This window comes from Bacillus cereus group sp. N6, assembly GCF_016483705.1.
In the GTDB taxonomy this organism is placed as follows: Bacteria; Bacillota; Bacilli; order Bacillales; family Bacillaceae_G; genus Bacillus_A; species Bacillus_A wiedmannii.
The window spans coordinates 35,852-51,552 of the sequence record NZ_JAEHBI010000016.1 but is presented as its reverse complement, the minus strand read 5'-3'; the positions used below and the strand labels follow the sequence as shown (position 1 = coordinate 51,552).

Genomic DNA, 15,701 nt, shown 5'->3' with positions numbered 1-15,701 from the left:
AAAAGCTCCTTCCAAAAATAACCGAGAGTAAAGGCTTCCATTTGCTACGTAACAGTAATTAAAAAAAATTATAATTTGCATAAAAAAACTATACTAGCTATTATTTATGAAAGAAATTTGGCTTCAAAATTTCATTTGGATACGGTTTATGATAAATATGAGTGGTAGCTGGCGACAACGGTGGAATGAGCCATACCCAATTACCTGTTACAACCCGTCCACATGCCGCTTCCTGCTTCTCAAATTGTTGAAATTGTTGCGCAGCTGTATGGTGATCCACAATACTAACTCCTTGTTTTTTAAAAGAATGTAAAACAGCCACGTTTAATTCAATTAGCGCCTTGTCTTTCCATAACGTACCGTTTCTCGATGTATCGAGCTTCATCATCTCCGCAACAGCCGGCAGTAAATTATAACGATCATGATCCGCTAAGTTACGAGCCCCAATCTCCGTCCCCATATACCATCCATTGAACGGAGCGGCTGTATAGGAAATACCGCCAATTTCTAAGCGCATATCTGAAATCATTGGAACCCCATACCATTTTGCTCCTAAAGATGAGATTGGGTACTCTGGATGTTCAATTGGTACCTCTTTCACTTCTTTTTTTGGAATTTCTTTATATACAGGTTCTTTTCCATCGACAGAAAAAACAAGTGGCAATACATCGAAATTCGTACCTTCTCCTCGCCAGCCAAGTTCCTGGCAAAAATCCGTAAACGCAGTGGAATGAGAGTCACCAATCACTCCCATTTCTGTTTTATACCCTGCATACCGAATCAATTGGTGATTATAAATTCGTATATTATTTTCTTCACCTTGATATTGCTTAAAAATTGTAATTGTCGGTTTAACTTTCCCATCGTTCGTTGCATATTTAATATGATGAATTAATGCGTTGTATACACCTTCCTCATCATTTACTTCACGTGCATCTAATATGTGCATCTTACTCCAAAATAGTCTTCCGATACATCGATTACTATTGCGCCATGCCATTCGTGATCCATGAACAAGTTCTTCAAATGTATGCTCATACGTCCCCGTCTTCTCTATCTCAACTTGAATTTCTTTTATTCTCTCTTCTATGAATTGTTCTTTATTAAGCTCTTTATAGCAAACCGTAATAAAATGACTCGCTTCCTCTATTAATTGTTTCGTTTTACTCATAAACGATCTCCTTCTATTTCAACAAAACGTTACTACTTTACAGTATAAGCAAAAAGAATAAGAGTCACAAATGAAAGTCGAAGTGTTACTTTTATTGTAATATTTTTCAGAAAATTAAAGAGATTACTATTGACTTGTATAAAAAATAGGTGTATTTTTGACTCAGGTAAATTATTTTTACCTAGACCAACTTTTTAATGAGAAAGGAGGGAATGTTATGTCTTCATTTCAATTGCCAAAGCTTTCATATGACTATGATGAACTAGAGCCATATATCGATAGCAACACGCTTTCTATTCATCATGGAAAGCACCATGCGACATACGTAAATAACTTGAATGCCGCTTTAGAAAACTATACGGAATTACATAATAAATCTTTAGAAGAGTTACTATGTAATTTAGAAACTTTACCAAAAGAAATTGTTACAGCTGTCAGAAATAACGGTGGTGGTCACTATTGTCATAGTCTTTTTTGGGAAGTAATGAGCCCGCGAGGTGGCAGTGAGCCTAATGGAGACGTTGCAAAAGTAATTGATTATTATTTCAATACCTTTGACAACTTAAAAGATCAACTTTCCAAAGCAGCTATTAGTCGTTTTGGAAGTGGCTATGGATGGCTTGTTCTGGACGGTGAGGAACTTTCCGTTATGAGTACACCCAATCAAGATACACCTTTGCAAGAAGGTAAAATTCCATTACTCGTCATCGATGTATGGGAACATGCCTATTATTTAAAGTATCAAAATCGGCGTCCAGAATTTGTTACCAACTGGTGGCATACAGTGAACTGGGACCAGGTAAATGAAAAGTATTTACAAGCAATGCGATCACAAAAACATTAGTCGTGCGTATAAGGTAAGTTTGGTAATGTACAATTAGTATTGTCGAAATCCTCCAGAATCCCCCGGATTGCCACCGGGGGATTTATGATTATTTCATTGCATGTATGTAATAACGTAATACTTGTTCTATTTCTATTTTCAATTCTCGGAACGGGAATCCTAATTCACTAGCTTTTCCATTATGTAATGTACAATTAATCACTTCATTATAAGGTGCTACATTATCTCCTACTTCTTGAACAAGTGCTTTTATTCCCGTATTTTCTTCTATGAAATGAATAACTTCTCGAGTAGAAACTACCCCGTTGCTACAAGCATTAATTGGCCCTTCTATGTCCTTCATCCCGCACCAAGCTAAAAATTCTCCTGCTTCTTTTTCATGTATAAATGATAACTCTCCATCTAGATTATTCACGGCGACAGGTTCTTGCTTCACAATATGTTCAACGTAAAATTGTAACCTTTTCGTATAATCGTTTTCTCCAATAACAACTGGAAAACGTACTGCAACAACTGGGAATGTTGCTTGTTGAAATGAAACCGCTTCGGCTAATCTCTTTCCTTCACTATAAGTAAAATCCTTCCTACCACCATACGTAACGGCATACTCGTACGGATTAAAGTTCTCTTCTAATAAGCCTAGTGCTGGCTCGTAAACAGCCATTGAAGATGTCATAATGTATTTCTTCGTTTTTCCTCGTAACACTCCACATACTATCTTCGCCGCATTCGAGCTATAGCATAAATTATCGTATACGATATCATAACTTTTATCTTTTAGACGCTCAGCTAGTTGTTTTTCGTCTTCTCTATCTACAATCAATCTGTTTACTACACTTCCAAAAGAATCTTCAGTAATGCCTCTCGTCGCAATTGTTACATCGTGTCCAGCTTGCAAAAGTGCTTCTACTAAATGTTTACCAAAAAATCTTGTTCCCCCTAGCACCAATACTTTTTTCAAATTCATCATCCCCATTTTGATAAATTGTAAAATACTACCTCTCTATTATAAATGCTAATATAGAAAAAGCATGGAATTCGTTTAACGATTCCATGCTTTTCTACAGAAAATATATTAACGTACTCGATATTTATAAATACAATAACAGAAGTATAAAATAGAAATTACGGATACATAAACCCATAGTTCATATACGAATCCCTCTCCCCATACTCCCATAAAATAAAAGAGTGAAGGCAACGTCAATGTTACCCATGATTGTACGAAGGCAATTCTTCCAAGATATTGATTGATATTCTTCTTTTGTGTATTTAATACAAAGAATAAATACCAAAGTAATGCCCACATAAACCACGTTAATGCATTAACAACATCGTGAAATTGAACAAATGAAACAACCATATAGAATAAAGCAATAATTGCTACCCAAATACAAAACCAACCTAAACCGCTACTATCCATTCCTTTTATAAAGGTAACACCTACATATAAATAGGTTAATCCAAATAAGAAAGTAGCTGCATATGAATACACTGTCCAATTACTTTGGTCAGAAATCATGATCAAATAGAACGGAATAATAATTTGTAGTGCACCCACAAATAAATTAAAAACACCCGCACTTTTCATCTCTGCTTTCCCTAATATAACAAGACTATTTAAAAATAAAGCTGCACCCGAAAGTAATAATCCTACGTACCCCATATATCCTCATGTGAAAACCTTACATTTTCACACTGTACCCTCCCCGTCTTGTAAAAATTATATTATTCCTTATTCTCCTTCTTACTTACAACTACATACGAAGTTTTTTCGAAAATAAGTCAGACTTCCTACCTTAAAAAACAATAGAAAAACCCTTTTCATACATTTTATACAGTAATGATGTCAATCAAAATATATCACGCAATAAAAACGCTTTCAATAATACGTAATTCAAGCAAAAAGCTAACAAGATTATTTGATTATAAACGCACTTTAACAATGATACAAGTATTGGAATACTTTTCAATAGAACCGGTTGCTATTCAAATGCTATGGTCAGTAATATTTTATTACATTCTCTTTCCTAAATTGAACATATTACTGACCTCAAGCAACATAATAAAGAAAACAATTTATTATATACATAAAATATCCTACAAATTAATAAGAGAATGCTTTACTAACTACCTTAAATCATTTGATAGCCGTTTTTATTATTTACCTGCCATCTCCAAGAATCTACACACATCTCTTCTAACCCATATTCTGCTTCCCATCCTAATTCTCGTTTCGCTTTAGATACATCAGCAAAACATACTGCTACATCACCAGGACGACGCCCTATCACTTTATAAGGTATTTTTTTACCTGAAACCTCCTCAAAAGCCTTTATCATCTCTAACACACTATACCCTTTACCTGTGCCAAGATTATATGCCTCTATTCCTTTCGTCTCAAGTACTTTCTCAAGTGCCTTTACATGTCCTTTTGCAAGGTCAACAACGTGAATATAATCACGGACACCTGTCCCGTCTTTTGTTGGATAGTCGTTTCCGAATATATTTAGTTCCTTTAATTTACCTACCGCCACCTGCGTTACATATGGCATTAAATTATTCGGAATCCCATTTGGATCTTCTCCAATACGACCACTTTTATGTGCTCCGAAGGGATTGAAATAACGAAGTAACGCAATACTCCATTCATCATCAGCTTTTGCCACATCACGCATAATTTGCTCAATCATTAATTTTGTTTGCCCATATGGATTTGTCACACTTAGTGGAAATTCTTCTGTAATTGGTGACGTTTTTGGAATTCCATATACAGTTGCAGATGAACTAAAAATAAACTTTTTAACATGATGTTTCTGCATCACATCGCATAGTACGATTGTACTTATTATATTATTATAATAATATGTTAGAGGAATTGTAGTCGATTCCCCCACTGCTTTAAATCCAGCAAAATGTATAACCGCTTCAATATTATTTTCCAAAAAAATCTCATTCATTTTTTCACGATTTAAAACACTTTCTTTATAAAATTCAAATTGTTTTCCTGTTATTTCTTTTACTCGATTTAAGGACTCGATTGAACTATTTGAAAGATTATCTACGACTATAATTTTATAATTATTATTTAATAATTCTATACACGTATGACTACCAATATATCCTGCTCCACCTGTTATAAGTATCGCCATATATATAGTCCCCCACTTATTATTAATTATAAAATTTTATAACCTCAATACAAATCTATCCTACCACAAAAGACTGATAATTTAGAATATTTATTTCGAATTATTATTTATATAAAAAAGAGCCGCATAACCTTTACGTTATGCAACTCTTTAACATACATATGTGTCTATATCTTTATTTATTAATCAAGAGAAAATAAAAATCACTCGGAAATTTCATCTTGTTAAATTACGTAGCAATATATACTTAAAAAGTGGGCAAGGCTTCCCAATAACACGAACACGTGAAAAATTTCATGATGCCCCATATGTTTAAACTCTAACCATTTTGGCTTTGTTCCATAAATAAATCCACCGATTGTATAAAGAATGCCTCCAAGCACTAGAAGCACGATACCTCCTGCACTTAAGTTAGCAGCTAACGGTGCAAAGAACAGAACAATTAACCAGCCCATTGTAATATAAATTGCTGTTGATAACCATCTCGGGCAACTAAACCAAAACATTTTAAAAACAATACCACAAATGGCAGTTGCATAAACTAAACAAAATAATAATAAACCGTTTGCGGAATGTAATGTAATTAAACAAAATGGTGCATATGTACCTGCAATCAATATAAAAATCATAGAGTGATCAAGCTTCCGAAAGAAATAAATAACACGTTCACTGGCTACAACACTATGATATACAGCTGATGCTGTATACAGAACCATCATTCCGATACCAAACAAAATAACAGCTGTAATTGCCGCAAAAGATGGCATCTTAATAGAAACTTTTACAAGCATAGCTAATAATGCAATAAATGATAATACAGCTCCTCCCAAGTGGGTAAAAGCATTAACTGGTTCTCTTACATAAGCATTCATATATACACCCCTCATATAATTACATGTAGTTTCAATAACTACATGTAATTATATACGTATTATTATTAGAGGTCAACATTTACAATTCATTTGTTTCGTAATACCATATTTAGAGATAAACTAAACATTATGCTCCACTAAGTTATAAAAGTGAGGGGTTCTACGTGGAAAATATAAATAAACTGCTTGAAACATTATATTTAGAAAAAAACATTACGCTTGAGGATATTCCAAATGTCGACTTGTATGTAGACCAGGTTGTCCAATTATTTGAAAATACTTATTCGGATACAACAAGAACCGATGATGAAAAAGTATTAACAAAAACAATGATTAACAATTACGCAAAAGGGAAACTGTTTATTCCAATCAAAAATAAAAAATACTCAAAAGAGCATATGATTTTAATCAGCTTAATTTATCAATTAAAAGGAGCCCTTTCCATTAATGACATAAAAAGCTCCTTAGAAAATATAAATGAATCCTTATTAAACGATGATTCATTCGAATTAAATACATTATATAAAGATTATCTTTCTCTTACCGAAAAAAACGTCGAAAGCTTTACACAAGACGTAAATAATCTTGTTTCAGAAGTAAGTGAAATTTCTTCCTTAGAAGATCCGAATCTAGAGAAATTTTTATTACTAACATCATTTGTGTCGATGAGTAATATGTATAGGCGCTTAGCTGAGAAGTTGATTGATGATTTAAAAGAATCTTAAATAAAAAAACTATCCACCTATTATAGTGGATAGTTTTTTTGTTTACTTAATTGCCTCATGAACTTTTAATTGTTTACCTTTTATCGTTGTATTTCTCATAACCTTTAAAACAAGTGGTCCTTTTCCGTTTAATATTTCAACATACGAAACATTATCTTGTATTGTAATAATACCTATATCATCAGCAGAAACACCTTGAATTTTAGCAATTGTACCAACGAAATCTACCGCCCTAATTTTCTTTTTCTTTCCGCCATTAAAGTACAATTTCATAATTCCTTTGTTTAGGTCTGCATTTTTATCTTTCTTTATAATTGGTTTAGCATATATTTTTTCTTCAAATACTGCTTTCTCTTTTATAACTTCTTCTTTTGAAGGTGCCAGTTCCTTTGGAATTTCAAATCCGATATATTCCTCAATCTCTTCTAAAAATCTATTTTCATAAGGCGTTATAAATGTAATAGCTTTTCCATTATTACCAGCTCGTCCCGTCCTTCCAGTACGGTGTACATAGCTTTCTTTTTCTAATGGAATATCGTAATTAATAACATGTGTAATATTATCAATATCAATTCCTCTCGCAGCTACATCAGTTGCTACTAAATAACGGAACTTTCCTTTTCTAAAATCATCCATAACTTCAAAACGATCTTCCTGCACCATACCACCGTGTATTTTGTCACAAGGATAATTAACTCGTTTTAGCTGTCTATATACATGGTCTACGTTTTCTTGTGTACGACAAAAAATAATGCAACTGTCTGGATTTTCAATCATAGTTACATCCTTAAGAAGTGAAAGCTTCTCTTCTTCCCTTACTTCAAAAAGGGTATGTTCAATTTTATCTGTTGTAATCCCAGCTGCTTTAATTTCAATATGAGTTGGTGCATTCATATATGTACGGGATAACTTTTCAATATCTTCCGGTAGGGTTGCTGAAAATAGCATTGTCATTCTTTTTGTAGGTAATTCATCAATAATTGCCTCTACTTGATCGATAAAGCCCATATTTAGCATTTCATCTGCTTCATCAATCACTAAATATTTCAATCGATCTAAAGGAAGGGTCCCTTTTTCAATATGATCCAACACACGTCCTGGGGTCCCCACTACAATATGCGTCTTTTGCTTTAACTCTAATTTTTGACGTGCAAATGGAGATTTACCATAAATTGCAGCAGCTTTAATTCTTTTGAATCGCCCTATATTCGTAATATCTTCTTTCACTTGAACAGCAAGTTCCCTCGTTGGTGTTAAAACTAATGCTTGTGGTTTATTCTCTTCCCACTCTACCATTTCACAAAGTGGTATTCCGAACGAAGCCGTTTTTCCACTTCCCGTTTGCGACTTTACAACAAGATCCTTCTTTTGCAATGCAACTGGAATAACCTCTCCTTGCACTTCTGTCGGATGCTCATATCCTAAACCAGTAAGTGCTCGTCTTACTTCTTTACTTAATGCATAATTACTAAAGCTTTTTTTACTCATATATTAACCTCATTTGATTTTATATTTAACCTATTATGTTCTTCATACCTCACTTTAGACTATAGTAAGATACTATATTAATCCACTGTTTTCAATTCGTTTCAACCTAAATTTATCTAAGTATAATTTTAAAATAGGAAAAGGCAGCCTTAATAATAAGTCTGCCCTATCTATACTGTATTCATTTTTACGGAACTAATTTTTTCACAACTGGTATTCTTTGCAATACTAACGTAATTACCAGACTAAGAACAATTGTAATCGTTACATTAATAGGTATTGCCAATATTGCATGTACACGCTCATTTACCTTAGGGAAAACCATGTACAACAAGTTATTTAATAAGAAGAAGTGAAGAATATAGATTCCAAGGCTTGCTTGATTTATAAAACGGAATAACAATGGTAATTCTCTTTCTGACTTTTGGAATGCATATTTGAAAAATATAAATAATCCGATCGCCATCAGTACAACACCTGGCGCAAAATATCCATACCAAAACTGCTCTAACTGTCCATTTGCTTTTACTGTATAGTAATATGTAATAAAGAATGTACTAATAAATCCTACAAGTCCTCCAATGTAAGAAATATTCCTCCATTTTTTCGAAATATCGTAATTGGATAAATAATAACCAAGTAAGAAATACCCTACATAATTTGTAACGTAAAATAATTCAATGTTAAAGTTGATAGGATAATAATATTTCACTAAATTGACTACAACAGACGCATATAGCCATAAAATTAAAAAGTATTCTATCTCTCTTTTTTTAGCGTTCTTCACAAAGATTTTCAGTAGAGGTGTAATTAAATATATCCCTACAATCATGTATAAGAACCATAAATGTCCCCCAATAGTATCCGTTAAAAAGTGCTTTATCCCTTGCTTTAAAGATGCCGGGAAATATCCTGCATATGCTCCATATGCATAAAATATAGCGCTCCAAGCTACAAAAGGTATAATTACTTTACTTGCACGCTTCTGTAAAAATTCCCCGACTGAAATATCTTTTGTACCCTTTAACAATAACGCTCCACTAATCATTACAAAAATCGGAACACTCGCACGTGAAATCGATTCAAACAAGTTACCAGCCATCCAGCGTGATACGTTATTTGCATCTAACATAGAAACATAACCAGCAGAAACGTGAATTGTAACCACTGCGATCGTTGCTAATACACGCAACCAATCCATATATACTAAGCGCTTCATTAGCACCCCTCCTAAATTTACCTCTTTAACTTTTATTTCCCAAACATAATTTTACATCAAATAATACTATGTTTAAACACATTTTAATTACATGAACTTACAACATACGTAGCTAAACCTTAATTTTTAAATATAAACATGAAAACCTTTGACTTATGAGTGAAAATAATGTAAATTATCTTTTGGACGAACATTTTTAAACAAAATGAATAAAATATTCGTATTTTAGGGGTGTAAATGATGGAAAACGTATTCGACTATGAAGATATTCAATTAATTCCTGCGAAATGTATTGTAAACAGCCGCTCTGAATGTGATACAACTGTCACTTTAGGTAAACATAAATTTAAATTACCTGTCGTACCTGCAAATATGCAAACGATTATTGATGAAAGAATCGCAACTTATTTAGCTGAAAACAATTACTTCTATATCATGCATCGTTTCCAACCAGAGAAACGTATCTCATTCATTAGAGATATGCAATCACGTGGATTAATCGCTTCTATTAGCGTTGGTGTAAAAGAGGACGAGTATGAATTCGTACAACAATTAGCTGCTGAGCAACTTACACCTGAATACATCACGATTGATATTGCACACGGACATTCTAATGCTGTAATCAACATGATTCAACATATTAAGAAGCATTTACCAGAAAGCTTCGTTATCGCTGGAAACGTTGGGACTCCAGAAGCGGTAAGAGAATTAGAAAACGCTGGTGCTGACGCAACAAAAGTTGGTATTGGACCTGGTAAAGTTTGTATTACTAAAATTAAAACAGGTTTTGGAACTGGCGGTTGGCAACTAGCTGCACTTCGCTGGTGTGCAAAAGCTGCAAGTAAGCCAATTATCGCTGACGGTGGTATTCGTACACACGGCGACGTAGCTAAATCTATTCGATTTGGGGCGACTATGGTTATGATCGGTTCTCTATTCGCTGGTCATGAAGAGTCTCCAGGGGAAACAATCGAAAAAGACGGCAAACTTTATAAAGAGTACTTCGGTTCAGCTTCTGAATTCCAAAAAGGTGAGAAGAAAAACGTTGAAGGTAAGAAAATGTTCGTTGAGCATAAAGGTTCTTTAGAAGATACTTTAATCGAAATGGAACAAGATCTTCAATCTTCTATCTCTTACGCTGGCGGAACAAAATTAGACTCAATTCGTACTGTAGATTATGTAGTCGTGAAAAACTCTATTTTCAACGGTGATAAAGTATATTAATTTTAAATTTAACTCGAAGGACAAGCATTTTTATGCTTGTCCTTCTTTTTCATACATAGAAATGTAAATTATTTTCATTTTACTGAATTTTCTAGTATCATGTTTTTAGATACTTATAATAAGGGGGATATAACAAATGAAAAATGTAATTGAGAAACGCCATATTCGCACAGAAGTCCCTACTGAACTAACATGGGACCTCTCTGATTTATACGAATCTGATAAAGAGTGGGAAACTGCATTACGTGTATTAACAAACGATATAAAAAAACTTGATGCGTTTAAAGGACAATTACACACTAGCCCCACTACCTTATTACATTGCCTACTTTTAGAAGAAGATCTTTTAATGGAGTTAACAAAACTATACTCATATGCAAATTTAAAAGAATCCACTGATCGTACAAATCCAATTATTCAAGCGAACTCTTCCAAAATTGCTGCTTTATGGACGAAAGTACATACTGCACTGTCCTTTATCCATAATGAAATCCTCTCATTCGACGAAGGAACAATTGAAAAATATTTAGCTGAAGAAACAAAACTCGAACCTTTCCGTAAGTCATTACTAGACATCCTACAAAAAAGGCCGCACACGCTCTCTCCTGAAACAGAAGAAGCTCTTGCTGCACTTGGCGAAGTACATAGTTCTCCATACAAAATTTACGGTATGACTAAATTAGCCGATATGGATTTTACCTCCATACAAGACGAAAAAGGAAACGAACTCCCTGTATCATTTTCATTATTTGAAAGCAAATATGAGTTCTCTCCAAGCGTAGACATACGTAGAAAAGCATACTCATCATTTGTTTCCACCTTAAAACGATATAAGAATACAGTGGCAACAACATATGCTACTGAAGTAAAAAAACAAGTAACACTCTCTCGTTTACGCAAATTTGAATCTGTTACTCATATGCTTTTAGAACCTCAAAAAGTTCCACTTGAAATGTATAACAATCAACTTGATATTATTTATAAAGAATTAGCGCCTCATATGCGCCGTTTTGCAGATTTAAAAAAGAAAGTATTAGGACTCGATCAAATGCTGTTCTGCGACTTACATGCACCTTTAGATCCCGAATTTAATCCAACCATCACATACAAGGAGGCTGGTAAATTAATTCAAGATTCTTTAAAGGTATTAGGCGATGAATATAGTTCCATTATCGAAAAAGGATTCAAAGAAAGATGGGTTGATCTTGCAGATAACGTAGGCAAATCCACCGGAGCATTTTGTTCAAGCCCATATGGTTCTCATCCATACATTTTAATTACATGGCAAAATACGATGCGTGGATGCTTCACATTAGCACATGAATTTGGCCATGCTGGTCATTTTTATTTAGCAAATAAAAACCAGCGTATTATGAATGTACGTCCATCTATGTACTTTGTTGAAGCACCATCTACAATGAATGAATTACTATTAGCCCAGCATTTATTAGCGACTACTGACGACAAGAGAATGCGCAGATGGGTGATTCTGCAACTACTTGGCACATATTATCATAACTTTGTTACTCACTTACTTGAGGGAGAATATCAAAGAAGAGTATATACCCTAGCAGAAGAAGGAGAAGCACTTACAGCTACAACTTTAACTGAAATAAAAACAAATGTACTTTCGACATTCTGGGGAAATTCTGTAGAAATTGACGAAGGTGCTGGCTTAACTTGGATGCGCCAACCTCATTATTATATGGGCTTATATTCTTACACCTATTCCGCAGGCCTCACTGCATCTACTGCGGTAGCCCAAATGATTAAAGAGGAAGGGCAACCTGCCGTTGATCGCTGGTTAGATGTACTTCGCGCTGGTGGTACGATGAAACCACTTGAATTAATGAAGCATGCCGGAGTAGATATGTCAAAACCAGATGCAATCCGCAGGGCTGTTTCTTACGTCGGTTCCTTAATTGATGAATTGGAACGTTCTTATCAAGAATAAAAAAAAGCCCTCACTTTATGAGGGCTTTTTTCATATTTATTTTCCAAATCTTTTACGGTATCCACATTTCCTGCATAGCTCTTCGACTGCAACTCTTTTCGAAAATCCATCGACAATGTTTGTTGCTCTTTCACCTTCTATAATATTAGAAAATGAGTCATTATTAATATTCCCAAGGTTAATAATCCCTTCACCATCTAAACAGCAAGGAATAACCGTTCCGTTCGCTAAAATACCCGCTTGATTTCGAAGACCATGACAGAATCCTTTTCCATCATCCTCTTCTTCATGTAATGCTGGCCACTGGAATTCATAGTCTTGATTAATAAAGACGCGTTCTGCAATTTTTATACCTTTTCCTGGTGTAAGCTTCTCTTCGATTTGATAAGAGAGACCAAACTCATTTTCAATGATGGATAATAAATCTCTATTTTTCTGGATTTCAGCATTTGTTTTATTATCCTGAGTTAAATTCCATAACCGTAGTGAAACAATTAAATCCGATTGACTTGTCGCCTCTCTAATGAAGGAAAGTATACTCCTTACATAACCTTCTTTATCTTGCGAACCTGGATGCCCATCAAAACTGTGCAGTGAAAAATTCATTTGTCTTAAAGCAGGCTTATTTAACAGTCTATGCCTTCTCTTATTAATTAACGTTCCGTTCGTTGTAATATTAACTTTAAACCCTTTTTCATGGCTCAAATCTAACAGTTGATCTATTTTTGGATGGAGCAATGGCTCACCCTTCACGTGCAAATAAATGTAGTCTGTGTGAGGTTTAATTTGGTCTAATCTTTTAGCAAAATCCTCCACAGAAATGAATTGCTTCTGCCTTTCCGTCGGCGGACAAAAGCTGCACGCAAGATTACATACACTCGTAATCTCCAAGTAAAACTTTTTAAACTTCTTCACCTTTAATTCCTCACTTCTATGACTACTTATACTTTTTCCTCTTCATATTACAACACACTTTTTTATAAATAGAAACATACTTATTTTAGGAAACCTTCGTACTACCTATTAATATTTAAAAGACCATCGGTGGTTTTTGCCCAATGGTCTTTTTTACTCTTTTTATATACAAAAAGTAATTTTATTTATGATACGGTTCCCCACGATTAATACGAAACGCTCTATACACTTGCTCAAGCAATACTAATCGCATTAATTGGTGTGGTAATGTCATCTTTGAAAAAGAAAGAGATTCGTTTGAACGCTTCATTACTTCTGAACTTAGTCCAAGTGATCCACCTATTACAAATGCAACTTTACTCTTTCCATATGTAGCAAGACGATCTAAGCTTACTGCAAATTCTTCTGATGATTTTTGTTTTCCTTCTATTGCTAACGCAATGACATGCGTATCGTCAGAAATTTTATCCAGTATACGTATACCTTCTTTTTCTTTTACAATTAACATTTCTGCTACACTTAAATTTTCTGGCGCCTTTTCATCTGGCAATTCAATTACTTCTACTTTTGCGTATGCAGATAATCGTTTTAAGTATTCTGCTATACCTTGTTTTAAATATTTTTCTTTTAATTTCCCAATTGAAATAATCGAGATATTCACACTCATTCCCCACCTTACAAACATGTTATCCACATAACTTATCCACATATCCACAATTGTTACCCACATATTGTGTGAGAATCTGTGTTCGATACAACATATGTCGCCTCGTTTTGACAAAATTCACATGTTTTTTTCTCTTTTTCTGAGTTATCCACATTGTTGATAACCGGTGCAACTTCACACTCATCCACAATAATATCTAAAGCTAATTCAACATGTTCTAAACAACAAGGTAAATTCATATTCTTCACCTCACTTTTCTACAATAGAAAACAGGAGGTAGGCCCTCCTGTTTTTAATACTTTTGAATGCCTAGTTTAACCGTTGTTGTTGCTCGTTTTGTACCACGATAAAACGTAAGAGTCATTTTATCATTAATTTTTTTATCATATAAGGCCGTACGGAATCCAATAATATCGCGAACCGGTTTTCCATCTACTGCTACAATCACATCGTGTTCTCGTAAACCAGCATCTACACCTGGCGAAGGACTTTTCACATCTAAAATGCAAACTCCCTCTGTTACATTGCTTGGTAAATGCAATGTTTTTGACCAATGGTAATTTGGAATCTCATTTAACGATCTAAGTTCAATTCCAACATACGGTCTCCTTACTTTTCCATACTTCTCTAATTCATTCATAATTGGAACAGCTCTAGTAACTGGAATAGCTAGTCCAATTCCTTCTACTTCTTTTGCTGCAATTTTCATTGAGTTAATGCCAATTAATTGACCTGCCGCATTTACAAGCGCACCACCACTATTACCTGGATTAATTGCTGCGTCTGTTTGCAATACTTCTACTTGCCAATCGTAATGTCCATCTTGATCCAAATCTACAGGAACAATACGTTCCTTAGCTGAAATAATGCCTTGTGTAACGGTTCCTGAAAATTGCAGCCCGAGTGGGTTTCCAATCGCAATGACCGGTTCTCCTCTACGAACAGTATTAGAATCGCCAATCTCAATTATTTTTTTCACATGCTTTGCATCTATTTCTAGTACAGCCAAATCTGTGACTACATCCGTTCCTAATACTTTTCCCGGAACCTTCTTACCATCACTTAAGCTTACTTCAATACGATTTGCTCCAGCAACAACATGATTATTCGTTACAATATAAGCTTGGCCATCTGATTTTTTATAAATTACACCCGATCCTGTACCAGCTTCTGAATCTGCCTCTGAAAAATTATCTCGTTGAATATTAATAACGCCAACAACAGCTTCAGACGCACGATCAACAGCATCAACAAAGCTAATCTGTTTAATTCCTTGAGCTTCGGCCATATTACTTCCACTTGCTTCAGCTTGCGGAAGCGCGCCCGCATCATTCGCAAATAAAGGAGCTCCAAATGCAAATAACGAAGCTCCTACAATTGTTCCTGCTATACTAGAAATAACAATACCTTTATGCTTCTTTTTTCTTGCACGTTTCATACGATAATTTTCTTCATCAATAAAGGACATAT

The 15,701-nt window shown here is 34.4% G+C and carries 15 protein-coding genes; 4 read left to right on the top strand and 11 right to left on the bottom strand.

Going from position 1 to position 15,701, the window contains the following annotated elements; all coding sequences use genetic code 11:
• Nucleotides 1-100: 100 nt before the first annotated feature.
• Nucleotides 101-1,171: a nitric oxide synthase oxygenase gene (locus tag JDS99_RS13800; RefSeq protein WP_088065079.1), complete on the bottom strand. Its 1,071-nt coding sequence runs from the start codon at nt 1,169-1,171 to the stop codon at nt 101-103.
• 217 nt (nt 1,172-1,388) lie between these two features.
• On the opposite strand from JDS99_RS13800, the gene sodA reads away from it, so the two are divergent.
• On the top strand, nt 1,389-2,015 hold the full coding sequence (sodA, locus tag JDS99_RS13795; protein ID WP_088065080.1) for a superoxide dismutase [Mn]: 627 nt from the start codon (nt 1,389-1,391) through the stop codon (nt 2,013-2,015).
• An 88-nt stretch (nt 2,016-2,103) separates the two neighbouring features.
• On the opposite strand, the gene JDS99_RS13790 is transcribed toward sodA, so the two are convergent.
• The 4 genes from JDS99_RS13790 to trhA form a co-directional block, all read right to left on the bottom strand.
• Nucleotides 2,104-2,991, bottom strand: a complete 888-nt coding sequence (locus JDS99_RS13790; protein WP_142287457.1) for an NAD-dependent epimerase/dehydratase family protein — start codon at nt 2,989-2,991, stop codon at nt 2,104-2,106.
• A gap of 99 nt (nt 2,992-3,090) precedes the next feature.
• A complete protein-coding gene (locus tag JDS99_RS13785; RefSeq protein WP_000542569.1) occupies nt 3,091-3,681 on the bottom strand; it encodes an AmiS/UreI family transporter in 591 nt (196 codons plus the stop codon).
• Between the two features lie 469 nt (nt 3,682-4,150).
• A complete protein-coding gene (gene galE, locus JDS99_RS13780) occupies nt 4,151-5,167 on the bottom strand; it encodes a UDP-glucose 4-epimerase GalE (protein ID WP_098082163.1) in 1,017 nt (338 codons plus the stop codon).
• Nucleotides 5,168-5,391: 224 nt separating this feature from the next.
• Nucleotides 5,392-6,039 carry a PAQR family membrane homeostasis protein TrhA gene (gene trhA, locus JDS99_RS13775; RefSeq protein WP_199695227.1) on the bottom strand — a complete coding sequence of 216 codons (648 nt, stop codon included), beginning with the start codon at nt 6,037-6,039 and terminating at the stop codon, nt 5,392-5,394.
• A gap of 164 nt (nt 6,040-6,203) precedes the next feature.
• Here trhA and JDS99_RS13770 point away from each other — a divergent pair, with 164 nt between their 5' ends.
• The gene (locus JDS99_RS13770) at nt 6,204-6,764 is read left to right on the top strand and encodes a DUF1836 domain-containing protein (RefSeq protein WP_088065081.1); all 561 of its coding nucleotides are present in this window, start codon (nt 6,204-6,206) and stop codon (nt 6,762-6,764) included.
• A 42-nt stretch (nt 6,765-6,806) separates the two neighbouring features.
• On the opposite strand, the gene dbpA is transcribed toward JDS99_RS13770, so the two are convergent.
• Nucleotides 6,807-8,252, bottom strand: coding sequence for an ATP-dependent RNA helicase DbpA (dbpA, locus tag JDS99_RS13765; protein ID WP_097890079.1), 1,446 nt, complete (start codon nt 8,250-8,252; stop codon nt 6,807-6,809).
• 187 nt (nt 8,253-8,439) lie between these two features.
• Nucleotides 8,440-9,471 (bottom strand): acyltransferase, encoded by a 1,032-nt coding sequence (locus JDS99_RS13760; RefSeq protein ID WP_087981859.1) that lies wholly within the window; start codon nt 9,469-9,471, stop codon nt 8,440-8,442.
• 240 nt (nt 9,472-9,711) lie between these two features.
• Between JDS99_RS13760 and guaC the strand changes: the two genes are divergently transcribed.
• Together guaC and pepF are read left to right on the top strand one after the other, a co-directional pair.
• Nucleotides 9,712-10,695: a GMP reductase gene (guaC, locus tag JDS99_RS13755; protein WP_000432444.1), complete on the top strand. Its 984-nt coding sequence runs from the start codon at nt 9,712-9,714 to the stop codon at nt 10,693-10,695.
• Between the two features lie 136 nt (nt 10,696-10,831).
• The gene (gene pepF, locus JDS99_RS13750; RefSeq protein WP_088065083.1) at nt 10,832-12,649 is read left to right on the top strand and encodes an oligoendopeptidase F; all 1,818 of its coding nucleotides are present in this window, start codon (nt 10,832-10,834) and stop codon (nt 12,647-12,649) included.
• 36 nt (nt 12,650-12,685) lie between these two features.
• Here pepF and JDS99_RS13745 read toward each other — a convergent pair whose 3' ends face one another.
• The 4 genes from JDS99_RS13745 to JDS99_RS13730 form a co-directional block, all read right to left on the bottom strand.
• Nucleotides 12,686-13,564: a radical SAM/SPASM domain-containing protein gene (locus tag JDS99_RS13745; RefSeq protein WP_000713629.1), complete on the bottom strand. Its 879-nt coding sequence runs from the start codon at nt 13,562-13,564 to the stop codon at nt 12,686-12,688.
• 181 nt (nt 13,565-13,745) lie between these two features.
• The gene (gene rlmH, locus JDS99_RS13740) at nt 13,746-14,225 is read right to left on the bottom strand and encodes a 23S rRNA (pseudouridine(1915)-N(3))-methyltransferase RlmH (protein WP_199695226.1); all 480 of its coding nucleotides are present in this window, start codon (nt 14,223-14,225) and stop codon (nt 13,746-13,748) included.
• A 59-nt stretch (nt 14,226-14,284) separates the two neighbouring features.
• The gene (locus tag JDS99_RS13735; protein ID WP_001052827.1) at nt 14,285-14,470 is read right to left on the bottom strand and encodes a CxxH/CxxC protein; all 186 of its coding nucleotides are present in this window, start codon (nt 14,468-14,470) and stop codon (nt 14,285-14,287) included.
• Nucleotides 14,471-14,523: 53 nt separating this feature from the next.
• A complete protein-coding gene (locus JDS99_RS13730; RefSeq protein WP_199695225.1) occupies nt 14,524-15,699 on the bottom strand; it encodes a S1C family serine protease in 1,176 nt (391 codons plus the stop codon).
• Nucleotides 15,700-15,701: the final 2 nt, after the last annotated feature.

What these genes read in the sequence shown, in the direction of transcription:
- JDS99_RS13790 (WP_142287457.1), bottom strand. Translation starts at nt 2,991, where the DNA reads ATGGGGATGATGAATTTGAAAAAAGTATTGGTGCTAGGGGGAACAAGA.
- JDS99_RS13730 (WP_199695225.1), bottom strand. Translation starts at nt 15,699, where the DNA reads ATGTCCTTTATTGATGAAGAAAATTATCGTATGAAACGTGCAAGAAAA.
- JDS99_RS13800 (WP_088065079.1), bottom strand. Translation starts at nt 1,171, where the DNA reads ATGAGTAAAACGAAACAATTAATAGAGGAAGCGAGTCATTTTATTACG.
- JDS99_RS13785 (WP_000542569.1), bottom strand. Translation starts at nt 3,681, where the DNA reads ATGGGGTACGTAGGATTATTACTTTCGGGTGCAGCTTTATTTTTAAAT.
- sodA (WP_088065080.1), top strand. Translation starts at nt 1,389, where the DNA reads ATGTCTTCATTTCAATTGCCAAAGCTTTCATATGACTATGATGAACTA.
- galE (WP_098082163.1), bottom strand. Translation starts at nt 5,167, where the DNA reads ATGGCGATACTTATAACAGGTGGAGCAGGATATATTGGTAGTCATACG.
- JDS99_RS13760 (WP_087981859.1), bottom strand. Translation starts at nt 9,471, where the DNA reads ATGAAGCGCTTAGTATATATGGATTGGTTGCGTGTATTAGCAACGATC.
- guaC (WP_000432444.1), top strand. Translation starts at nt 9,712, where the DNA reads ATGGAAAACGTATTCGACTATGAAGATATTCAATTAATTCCTGCGAAA.
- JDS99_RS13735 (WP_001052827.1), bottom strand. Translation starts at nt 14,470, where the DNA reads ATGAATTTACCTTGTTGTTTAGAACATGTTGAATTAGCTTTAGATATT.
- dbpA (WP_097890079.1), bottom strand. Translation starts at nt 8,252, where the DNA reads ATGAGTAAAAAAAGCTTTAGTAATTATGCATTAAGTAAAGAAGTAAGA.
- trhA (WP_199695227.1), bottom strand. Translation starts at nt 6,039, where the DNA reads ATGAATGCTTATGTAAGAGAACCAGTTAATGCTTTTACCCACTTGGGA.
- pepF (WP_088065083.1), top strand. Translation starts at nt 10,832, where the DNA reads ATGAAAAATGTAATTGAGAAACGCCATATTCGCACAGAAGTCCCTACT.